Source organism: Abyssibacter profundi (assembly GCF_003151135.1).
GTDB classification, from domain to species: domain Bacteria; phylum Pseudomonadota; class Gammaproteobacteria; order Nevskiales; family OUC007; genus Abyssibacter; species Abyssibacter profundi.
Genome location: NZ_QEQK01000036.1, coordinates 1 through 522, shown reverse-complemented (window position 1 = coordinate 522; position 522 = coordinate 1). Strand labels below are relative to the sequence as shown.

Genomic DNA, 522 nt, shown 5'->3' with positions numbered 1-522 from the left:
GAATGGCCATTCCGGCCCGTTTGGCCCAGGCGGTGAACGCCTCGCCCAGAAATTCCGGTCCGTTGTCGCACCGCATGACCTGCGGCAGACCGTGTTCCGCCTTTAGCTGCTGAAAGATTCGCACCAGGCGCTCGGAAGTGAGTGAGGTATCGATCTCGATATGGAGCGCTTCCCGATTGAAGTCGTCGACGACATTGAATGTCCGAAAGCGTTTGCCGCTGTAGAGGGCGTCGCTCATGAAATCGACAGGCCACACGGTATCGGGCATGCGCGGGACGTACAGCGCCACACGCTCACGCTTGGGCAGGCGACGCTTGGCCGGTCGCCGGCGATTCAAGCCCATGGCGATGTACACGCGATAAACCCGTTTGTGATTCCAGTCATAGCCGCGACGACGGATGATCTTGTAGCACTTCCAGAATCCCCGGCTGGGCCGGTCGGCGACCAGCTCGGCCAGCACGGCAATGATCTCGGCATCCCGGACCGTCCAGTGATCGGGCTCGTTGTAATAGGCCGACCGAG

The 522-nt window shown here is 61.1% G+C and carries 1 protein-coding gene; it reads right to left on the bottom strand.

Going from position 1 to position 522, the window contains the following annotated elements; genetic code table 11:
• Window positions 1-522 (bottom strand): DDE-type integrase/transposase/recombinase (locus tag DEH80_RS17055; protein WP_133249317.1); only part of this gene is annotated, 522 nt, incomplete at both ends.